5 protein-coding genes are annotated in these 9,464 nt (G+C 60.5%); 3 read left to right on the top strand and 2 right to left on the bottom strand.

The window, feature by feature from the left end; all coding sequences use genetic code 11:
- Positions 1 to 104 precede the first annotated feature (104 nt).
- A complete protein-coding gene (gene tkt / locus K0H48_RS03105) occupies positions 105 to 2,168 on the bottom strand; it encodes a transketolase (protein WP_219266357.1) in 2,064 nt (687 codons plus the stop codon).
- 174 nt (positions 2,169 to 2,342) lie between these two features.
- Between tkt and K0H48_RS03100 the strand changes: the two genes are divergently transcribed.
- Positions 2,343 to 2,567: a DUF465 domain-containing protein gene (locus K0H48_RS03100; RefSeq protein WP_056860349.1), complete on the top strand. Its 225-nt coding sequence runs from the start codon at positions 2,343 to 2,345 to the stop codon at positions 2,565 to 2,567.
- A 145-nt stretch (positions 2,568 to 2,712) separates the two neighbouring features.
- Here the strand turns inward: K0H48_RS03100 and K0H48_RS03095 are convergent, their stop codons facing one another.
- Positions 2,713 to 4,089, bottom strand: coding sequence for a VOC family protein (locus tag K0H48_RS03095; protein ID WP_219266356.1), 1,377 nt, complete (start codon positions 4,087 to 4,089; stop codon positions 2,713 to 2,715).
- A 288-nt stretch (positions 4,090 to 4,377) separates the two neighbouring features.
- Here K0H48_RS03095 and K0H48_RS03090 point away from each other — a divergent pair, with 288 nt between their 5' ends.
- Together K0H48_RS03090 and K0H48_RS03085 are read left to right on the top strand one after the other, a co-directional pair.
- Positions 4,378 to 5,787, top strand: a complete 1,410-nt coding sequence (locus tag K0H48_RS03090; RefSeq protein WP_219266355.1) for an OprD family outer membrane porin — start codon at positions 4,378 to 4,380, stop codon at positions 5,785 to 5,787.
- A gap of 133 nt (positions 5,788 to 5,920) precedes the next feature.
- The gene (locus K0H48_RS03085; protein WP_219266354.1) at positions 5,921 to 8,557 is read left to right on the top strand and encodes a glucosidase; all 2,637 of its coding nucleotides are present in this window, start codon (positions 5,921 to 5,923) and stop codon (positions 8,555 to 8,557) included.
- Positions 8,558 to 9,464: the final 907 nt, after the last annotated feature.

The raw sequence follows: 9,464 nt of genomic DNA, 5'->3' as shown, positions 1-9,464 counted from the left end.
TTTGGTTACTTTTGACTGGGCCGGCATTCCGGTCCTTGCAAAAGTGACCCGCCGTCAGGGCGGAACCCTAAGCCGCCATCACCCAAATAACGGATATGTACCCCTCAACGCCCAGCGAGGCGAATCTGCTCCTTGGCCTGCTTCACCACATTCTCCACCGTAAACCCAAACTTCTCCTGCAACTTGGCCAACGGTGCCGACGCGCCAAAGCTGTTCATCACCACTTTAGCGCCGGTCTGGCCGACATAGCGGTCCCAACCCAGAGGCCCGGCCTGTTCCACCACCACACGGGCTTTGACCGCAGGTGGCAAGACGCTGTCGCGATACGCCTGATCCTGGTCTTCAAACAATTCCCAGCTGGGCATCGACACGACCTGAGCGGCAATGCCTTCAGTTTTCAACTGCTCATAAGCCGCCACCGCAAGGCTCACTTCACTGCCCGTCGCCAACAGCAGAACCTCAGGCGTATCAGCACCCGCCAATACATAAGCGCCTTTGGCCGCCCCGGACGCCGCCGCATATTTTGTGCGATCCAAGGTCGGCAATGCCTGGCGCGACAGCACCACGCAGCTCGGCCGATGGGTTTGCGCCAGGGCCACCTTCCACAGTTCCAGCGTCTCTTTGGCATCGCCTGGGCGCAGGGTCAGCAGCCCCGGTGTGGAGCGCAGTTGCGTCAGGTGCTCGATCGGCTGGTGCGTCGGGCCGTCTTCACCGACGCCGATGGAGTCGTGGGTAAACACAAACACCACCGGCAATTCCATGATTGCCGCCAGGCGGATCGGCGGTTTCATGTAGTCGCTGAACACCAGGAAGGTCGAGGTGTAAGGCCGCAAGTAGGACAGCGCCATGCCATTGGCAATCGCGCCCATGGCGTGTTCGCGGATGCCGAAGTGCAAGTTGCGCCCGCTGTAGTCATCGGCACTGAACCGCCCGGCGCCCTCGAAGGTGAGGTTGGTCTTGGTCGACGGCGACAAGTCCGCCGAGCCGCCCAGCAGCCAGGGTATTTGTTGTGCGAAGGCATTCAGCACCTCGCCGCCGGCGGCGCGGCTGGCAATGCCCTTGGCGTCGGTGTCGAAGTGGGGCAGTTCGTCCTGCCAATGCTCCGGCATTTCGCCGGCGCGCATGCGGCGCAATTCATCGGCCAATTCCGGTTCGTACTGCTCAAGCTGCGCCAGCTTTTTCTGCCAGGCTTCATACAGCGGTTGGCTGCGCTCCAGCAGCGCATCGCGCAGCACCGTGCGGGTGTCGTCGGGCACCAGGAAGCTGGAATCCTGCGGCCAGCCGTAGGCCGCTTTGGTCAGGCGAATTTCTTCATCGCCCAATGGCTCACCATGGGCGGCGGCAGTGTTGTGTTTGTGCGGTGAGCCGTAGCCGATCACGCTGTCGACCACAATCAGGGTCGGCGCGCCGGTGTTGGCCTGGAAGGTTTCCAAGGCGGTGCTCAGGGCCTGCAGGTCGTTGGCATCGGTGACGTGCAAGGTGTGCCAGCCATAGGCCTGGAAGCGCTTGATCACGTCTTCGCTGAACGCAAGCTCGGTGTGGCCTTCGATGCTGATGGTGTTGTTGTCGTAGATCCAGCACAGGTTATCGAGCTTCAAGTGCCCGGCCATCGACGCTGCTTCGCTGCTGATGCCTTCCATCATGTCGCCGTCACCGCACAGGGTGTAGACGTTGTAGTCGAACAGCACTTGGCCGTCGCGGTTAAAGCGTTTGCCCAGCCAGCGCTCGGCCATGGCCATGCCGACGCTGTTGGCGCAGCCCTGGCCCAGCGGGCCGGTGGTGGTTTCCACGCCGGTGGTCATGCGGTATTCGGGGTGGCCGGGGGTCTTGGAACTCATCTGCCGGAACTGCTTGATGTCATCCAGGCTTATCGCCGGCTGCCCGGAGCGCTTGCCGTGGGCATCAATCTCGACCACACCGGCCAGGTGCAGCAGCGAATACAACAGCATCGAGGCGTGCCCCACCGACAAGACAAAGCGGTCGCGGTTAGGCCAGTCCGGATGTTCAGGGTGGTAACGCAGGAAGCGGCTCCACAGCGTGTAGCCCACCGGCGCCAGGCCCATGGGCGTGCCGGGGTGGCCGGAATTGGCCTTCTGCACGGCATCCATGGCCAGGGTGCGAATGGTGTTGATGCATTGGGTGTCGACAGCAGTGGCAGCGTGAGTCATGAAACCGTTCTCCCTCGGGTGGCGATCTACAGTGGAGGGCAGGGCACGGCAAAGGTTTGATCCCATCGTGCGCATTACGACGAACGGGACCGCCTTGACCCAAGACATGACAAGACCCCTTGCAATGGGCTAGTTTCAAGGCGTAGGCCATTGATCAACTTGCGGAGGTACTCCATGCCAGTGAAACACGACCTGTATCAGGATTTGGGTTTGAGCAAGGAAGAGGTTGACGGGCGTCGGGCGAAAAATCCCCATTTGAACGCGCTGTTTGATAAGTACAACACCGTCGATGAGCAGGTGGTGAGCGCTGAAAAGGCGTCAGGCAGTGACGAGGCGTTAAAGAAGCTCAAGGACAAACGCTTGTTGGTTAAAGACGAGATAAGGGATTTGCTGCAATAAAGGGTCCTACAGACGCGGACATATTTGTTCAGAATTGTCTGAGGGACAGCCGGCGCTTCACTGCTTATTATGCCGGCCGTCCACCCGGCTCTGGGGACCGTTGCGGCGCAAGGATTGCGCTGCTGAGCCGGGTGGGCATCCTGTTTCATGCACGCAGCGCCTGGATGCATTCATCTATGGAGCGCTGCTGCGTCTCGGCATACAGCTTCAATTCATCAATCGTCCCACGCCCCAGCGCCTGCTCGAATTGAGCCTGGTTCGAATGGGCCGTGTAGTGACTTTGCGCGGCATCGCCCAGGTTCGACTGGAAAATCCCCGCCGCACTCACCGGCAGAAAATCCTCGTACACCAAAGGCTCCACCGCCACGTGCCCGGCCGCCATCAAGGCCTCCAGCGTCTGCGTTGAATCGGCCCGGCCGCGCGCCGCCAAGCCTTGCTCGGTGACAAAATAGCGAAAGTACGCCAGGCCCTGTTCCCGCATCTGCGCGTGGTTATCGGGGAAGGCCTGGAAGTGTTGCTCCATCAATTCGACATAACGTGCAGCGTTGCCCTCATTCGGGAAGGCGCCCAATTCGTCGCGCGCCGCGTTCAGCAGTTGGTCGTACAAGGCGCGGCCCTTTGGCGTCAACGCCACACCGCGTTGTTCTATTTCGCCGAAGCGCGCGCTGTGGCTGCCTTTTGCGTCGGTAAATGCGATGGGCTCGTCGAGCGCCTTGAAACTGGTCTGGCGCAGCAGGATCGGGCACTGGCGACGTGGTGGGCCCTCGATCACGGCTTTGGGGGTGATGCCTTTGCCGGGCATGGCGGCCTGCACCTGGTCGATGTCCAGGGTACGTGGCGTCAGGTGGTTGATGTGCGGGCCTTTGAAGGCCACCACGTCGGCGATCAGGCGATGCTGGTCGCTCAGTTGCTGGTACTGGGCGCCAGTCACGGTGGCGGTGTGGTGCCAGCGAAAGGTTTCCAGGGCCTGGCGGATAAACACTTGGGCATCCGCCGCGTTCAGGCCACCGTCGCGCTCGGCTTGCGCGATCAGCGCCAACGCGCCAGGGGTGAAAATCGAGCGTTTGGCCAGGGCGCTTTCGGCGAAGGCGCGCAGTTCAAGGTTTTCGATCAATTCCAGGCGTAGCAAGGAGGTAAAGACGCGGAACGGGCTGGCCTGCAGCGCCTGTTCATGCACGGCGCGAAAGGCGGTGGAATGCACCGGCACACCGGCGGGTGTGAGGTCGTAATAGCCCACTGGCTGCATGCCCATCACCGCAAACAGACGGCCAATGGTGGCCAGTTCATGGGCGGTGCCCAGGCGGATGGCGCCGTGGCGCTCCATGGCCAGGCGCTCCACTTCACCGGTGCGCTGCAGCTGTTGGGCCAGGCCCGAATCACTCTCCAGAACCCGCGTGTTGGTCTCGGCTACCAGCTCCATCAGTGCGCCGTACAGCGGAACTTCATCTCGGTACATGTCGGACATGGCCCTGGAAAAGTCTTTGCGAATCTCGTCGGGGCTGACATACGCGGCGCTTGGCATAGAAAAATTCCTGAACACGGTGGTGAGGGTGCGGCCTTTCTCTGGATTCTGTTGGGCTTTAGGGGGGCTGGCAAACGAAGAATCCTCAGGACTTCATTCTGCAAATGAATGAAATGACGCAAATATGACAAAAACCGACGCCAGGAAAATTTCATTTTCACGGGTACTTTCCTAACTAATTCTTCACGAGGCGCGCCCCGGTCCTCATGAAACAATCGTTACGTTTGTAGGGATGAAAACGCCGTTTGCACACAACGCACATAAAAAAATGTTTAGGGGCCGTTACACATGAAAATTTCTACACTGGCGTTATCCATCACCGCAGCGTTGCTCGCGCAACAAGCGTGCGCTGATGACTTCGGGCTCGGTTCGCTGGGCACGGGCACGGGGCACAGCGGTTTTCTTGAAGACAGCCATGCGGCTGTCAGCTCGCGGACGATGTATTACAGCGCGGACAACCGTTCGGGCACCAGCAATGATCTGCGCGAAGCCGCGACCTTGCTGCGTTTTGACTACAAATCCGGTTACACCCAAGGCACCCTTGGCGTCGGTTTCGACGTGATGGCGTTCGGCGCCTTGCGTCTGGACGGTGGCGACGGCCACGCCGCAGGCCCGGGCCTGGCGGGTAACGGCAACAGCTTCTTCCCGACCAAAAACAACGGCACTGAACCCGCCGACAGTTTCGGTCGCGCTGCGGGTAACGTGAAGTTCCGCATTTCCCAGACCGAGTTGCACGTCGGTGGCGGTTTGGCCCCGGTGTTGCCTATCCTGGTCTCCAACGACAGCCGTGTGGCGCCGCAGACCTTTGACGGCGGCATCCTGACCTCCAACGACATCCCCAACGTGACCTTCACCGGTGGTGAACTCAACCGTGCCGAAGGCCGTGCTTCCAGCAACTCCACAGGCTTGAGCGTTGCCGGCGGTACCCGCGACAGCGACAGCTTCAAGTTCGGCGGCGTGGACTACAAACCGTTTGGCTCGTCCGACAACGCCATCGCTAAAAACCTGACGTTGCAGTACTACTACGCCGACCTGCAAGACTTCTACAAACAGAACTACTTCGGCCTGGTTCACGTGTTGCCATTGGGCAACGACCAGTCGTTCAAAACTGACCTGCGCTACTTCGACAGCACCAGCGACGGTCGCAACGGCGAAGCCGGCTACCAGTTCAACAACAACGGCGGCTACGCCAAGCACGCCGGCGAAGTGGACAACAAAACCTACAGCGCCGCGTTCACCTATCAATTGGGTGGCAGCAGCCTGATGCTCGGTCACATCGGTGTGAGCGATGACGGCGGCTTTGTCTGGGTCAACCAGGGCAGCATCGCTGATCCAAACGCACAAGGCGCGGGCGGCAGCGACTTCTACCTGTTCACCGACGCTGTGGTTGGCCAGTTCTCCCGTGCGGGCGAGCAGGTCAATTTTGGCCAGTATTCCTACGACTTCAAGGCCCTTGTACCGGGCTTGAAAGCCTCCGTGGCGTACCTGGACGGCACGGGCATCAAGTCCAAAGTGGCCGGTGGCTCCGATCAGAAAGAAAACGAAACCGACTTCCGCCTCGATTACGTCGTGCAGCAAGGCCCGCTCAAAGGTTTCGGCACCACCTTCCGTACCGGTACCTACAAAGGGCACAACACCGGCACTGCGGACCAGGACCAGACGCGCCTGATCTTCAACTACACCTACGCGATCTTCTAAGCTCGCGCCGCCACAAATGGAGGCCGCCTAATCAGCGGCCTCTTTTTTTTTGCGCGCGCGAACACGACTTCATGTGCATCCGCGCACGGATGGGTTTTACACTGCCCCCACTGTGTCAGTGATGGAGGACCCAATGACGGCCACGCCCGCAACCAACATCCTTGCAACTATTGAAGGCCAGCGCCTGGCCGCCCAAGACGCCGAGCGTTGGCGCGAGTGGGGCCCGTATTTAAGTGAACGCCAATGGGGCACGGTGCGCGAAGACTACAGCGCCGACGGCGATGCCTGGGCCTACTTCCCCCACGAGCACGCCCGCAGCCGCGCCTACCGTTGGGGCGAGGACGGCCTGGCGGGTTTCAGCGACAAGGCGCAACGCTGGTGCCTGGGCCTGGCGCTGTGGAACGAGCGTGACAGCATCATCAAGGAGCGCCTGTTCGGCCTCAACAACGCCGAGGGCAACCACGGAGAAGACGTCAAGGAGCTGTACTTTTTTGTCGACGGCGTGCCCAGCCATGCCTATATGCGCATGCTCTACAAATACCCGCATGCGCCTTTTCCCTATGCCGACCTGATCGCCGAAAACGCCCGCCGTGGGCTTGAGGATGCTGAGTACGAAGTGCTCGACACCGGCGTATTCGAAGACAACCGCTACTGTGATGTAACGGTCGAATACGCCAAGCATCAGCCTGACGATATTTTCATGCGCGTCACCGTGCACAACCGCGCGGACCAGCCGACGCGTGTGCAGGTGCTGCCCCAACTGTGGGCGCGCAATGACTGGAGTTGGACCCTTGACGCGCCCAAGCCGCAATTGCGCCTGGACGGTGAGCAGGTGCTGGCCCGGCATCATGAGCTGACTGACCGCCATCTCAGCGCCTGGGGCCAGGACGGCCTGGAGTGGCTGTTCTGCGAAAACGAAAGCAACTTCCCCAAGCTCGATGGGCAACCGGCGCCGGGGCCATTCAAGGATGGCATCAACGACTACGTGGTGGGTGGCGAAGACTCGGCAATCCGCCGGGACGTGGGCACCAAGGTCGCCGCGCGTTTTATCCTCGAACTGGCGGGCCAGGAGAGCAAGACCCTGTACCTGCGGTTTGCGCCGGTGGACGCGCCTGAGGTCAATGCACGCAAGCTGTTTGAACTGCGCCGCCAAGAGGCGGACGACTTCTACGCCGCCTTGCAGCAAGGCATTGCCGATGATGACGCGCGCAATGTGCAGCGTCAGGCCCTGGCCGGGTTGCTGTGGTCCAAGCAGCTCTACTACTTTGATGTAAACCAATGGCTCGACGGCGACCCGGCCCAACCTGCGCCGCCGCCCGAGCGCCTGCACATCCGCAATACCCATTGGCGGCACCTGTCCAACTTCGACATTCTGTCCATGCCCGACACTTGGGAATACCCGTGGTATGCGTCCTGGGACCAGGGATTCCAGGCCGTGGCAATGGCGCTGATTGATCCGGGGTATGCCAAGCAACAGTTGCTGTTGCTGGTCAAAGATCGCTTTATGCACCCCAATGGCCAGCTGCCGGCGTATGAATGGCGTTTCGACGACGCCAACCCGCCGGTACATGCCTGGGCCAGTTGGCGCGTGTATCAGCAGGAAAAGGCGTTGACCGGTGTGGGCGACATGGACTTTCTCGAGCGGATTTTCCACAAGCTGCTGCTGAATTTTTCCTGGTGGGTCAATCGCAAGGACGCCGAGGGCCGCAACCTGTTCCAGGGCGGCTTCCTGGGCCTGGACAACATCGCCTTGTTCGACCGCTCGGCCACCTTGCCGCCGGGCTACCAGCTGGATCAGGCCGACGGCACCGCGTGGGTCGCGGCTTATGCCCTGGACCTGATGCGCATCGGCCTGGAGCTGGCCAAGCGCAATGCGGTGTACGTGGACATTGCGGTGAAGTTCTTCGAGCACTTCCTGTACATCGCCGGCGCGATCAACCGTGTTGACGACAGCGCCGAAGGCTTGTGGGATGAGCAGGACCAGTTCTTCTACGATGTGCTGCACCGCCCGGACGGCCAGAACGAGCCGGTGCGCCTGCGCTCCATCGTCGGCCTGATGCCGTTGTTTGCCGTGTTGGTGCTGGAGCAACGCGAGCACGAAGGGCTGCAAGGCTTGCGTGAGCGACTGCTGGGTTTCATGAAGCACCGGCCGGATTTGGCCAAGCTGGTGTCGCGCTGGAACGAACCGGGGCAGGGCAACCGCCTGTTGCTCGCCTTGCTGCGCGGCGAGCGCACCAAGGACCTGCTGCGGCGCATGCTCGATGACCAGGAGTTTTTGTCGACGTTTGGCGTGCGCTCGTTATCCAAGGCTTTCGCCGAGCAGCCACTGGCCCTGAAGATGAACGGCGACACCCTGTGCGCGCGCTACCAGCCCGGCGAGTCCGACTCACGTTTGTACGGCGGCAACTCCAATTGGCGCGGGCCGCTGTGGATGCCGGTGAACTACATGCTGATCGAATCGTTGCGCGAGTTTCACCGCTACTACGCGGACAATTTCTCGGTTGAGTACCCGACGGGCAGTGGTTATCTGGCGTCCCTTGAAGAAGTGGCCGACAGCCTCAGTCAACGTCTGACGCGATTGTTTTTACGCGATGAAAATGGCCTGCGCCCGTCGATGGCAGGCTATGCGCAATTGGAAGCAGACCCGGCCAGTCGCGATCTGGTGTTGTTCCATGAGTATTTCCATGGCGAAACCGGGCGTGGCCTGGGGGCGTCGCATCAGACGGGGTGGAGTGCGTTGGTGGCGTTGTTGCTGCAGCCGAAAAGCTAAGCCGCACCACTGATTCGCTTTTCTGTGGGAGCTGGCTCGCCTGCGATGGCGTCGGCACTGCCTGCATCGATGTTGTCGGGTCCATCGCTATCGCAGCATGGGTATCTACACAACGTTAACGGGCTGACCAGAGGGATGGGCGGTCGGGCGCGGGGTTGCTGAGTACATATCCGTTGCTGCGGTAACGGCTGCCTATGGTTCCGCTCTTACAGCGGGTCACTTTTGGAAAGACCCAAAAGTAACCAAAAGGTCACGCCCCAACACTCGGTGCCTCGCTTAGGCTCGGCATGCCCGCAATCCGACAGTGATTTGGGGGGCCGCCGCCACGCGCCATCCATGGCGCGGGGCGGCTAAACCGGCATCCCTGCCGGTTTACCCCCCAAATCACTGTCGAATTGCGGCCATCGTGTTTGACGGGGCGATTTCAGATCAAGATCACGATCACAAGCGCAGATCAAAAGACCGCTGACTTCGTCATCGAAAAGGATGTAAGAGCCGGAGCAACAGCAACAGCAGAGCCATACTCGGTCAAAGGTGGGAGCTGGCTTGCCTGCGATAGCATCCACTCGGTGTGCCTGATACACCAAGGTGTCTGCATCGCAGGCAAGCCAGCTCCCACAGAAAAGCAGCTCTTCAATGCCTGCAAATCCGCAGCCGACCTCATTTTCAAAGCTGCATGCGGTCAACTGTGGGAGCGGGCTTGCTCGCGAATGCGGTGCATCAGTGACAGATGAATTGACTGACCCACCGCATTCGCGAGCAAGCCCGCTCCCACATTTAGATTGCGTTGCATCAGGCAGAGAGGCTTTTGCCTTGCACTTGATCTGGCTCTTGCTTCAACCACTCAGGTCGGCTTTCAGGCCGCCGTGCTGTAGATCTTGATCTTGATCTGCTTTTGATCTGAAAG

Source organism: Pseudomonas sp. Xaverov 259 (assembly GCF_019352915.1).
GTDB lineage: Bacteria > Pseudomonadota > Gammaproteobacteria > Pseudomonadales > Pseudomonadaceae > Aquipseudomonas.
This window is presented reverse-complemented; position numbering and strand designations above follow the sequence as displayed.

What these genes read in the sequence shown, in the direction of transcription:
- tkt (WP_219266357.1), bottom strand. Translation starts at nt 2,168, where the DNA reads ATGACTCACGCTGCCACTGCTGTCGACACCCAATGCATCAACACCATT.
- K0H48_RS03100 (WP_056860349.1), top strand. Translation starts at nt 2,343, where the DNA reads ATGCCAGTGAAACACGACCTGTATCAGGATTTGGGTTTGAGCAAGGAA.
- K0H48_RS03095 (WP_219266356.1), bottom strand. Translation starts at nt 4,089, where the DNA reads ATGCCAAGCGCCGCGTATGTCAGCCCCGACGAGATTCGCAAAGACTTT.
- K0H48_RS03090 (WP_219266355.1), top strand. Translation starts at nt 4,378, where the DNA reads ATGAAAATTTCTACACTGGCGTTATCCATCACCGCAGCGTTGCTCGCG.
- K0H48_RS03085 (WP_219266354.1), top strand. Translation starts at nt 5,921, where the DNA reads ATGACGGCCACGCCCGCAACCAACATCCTTGCAACTATTGAAGGCCAG.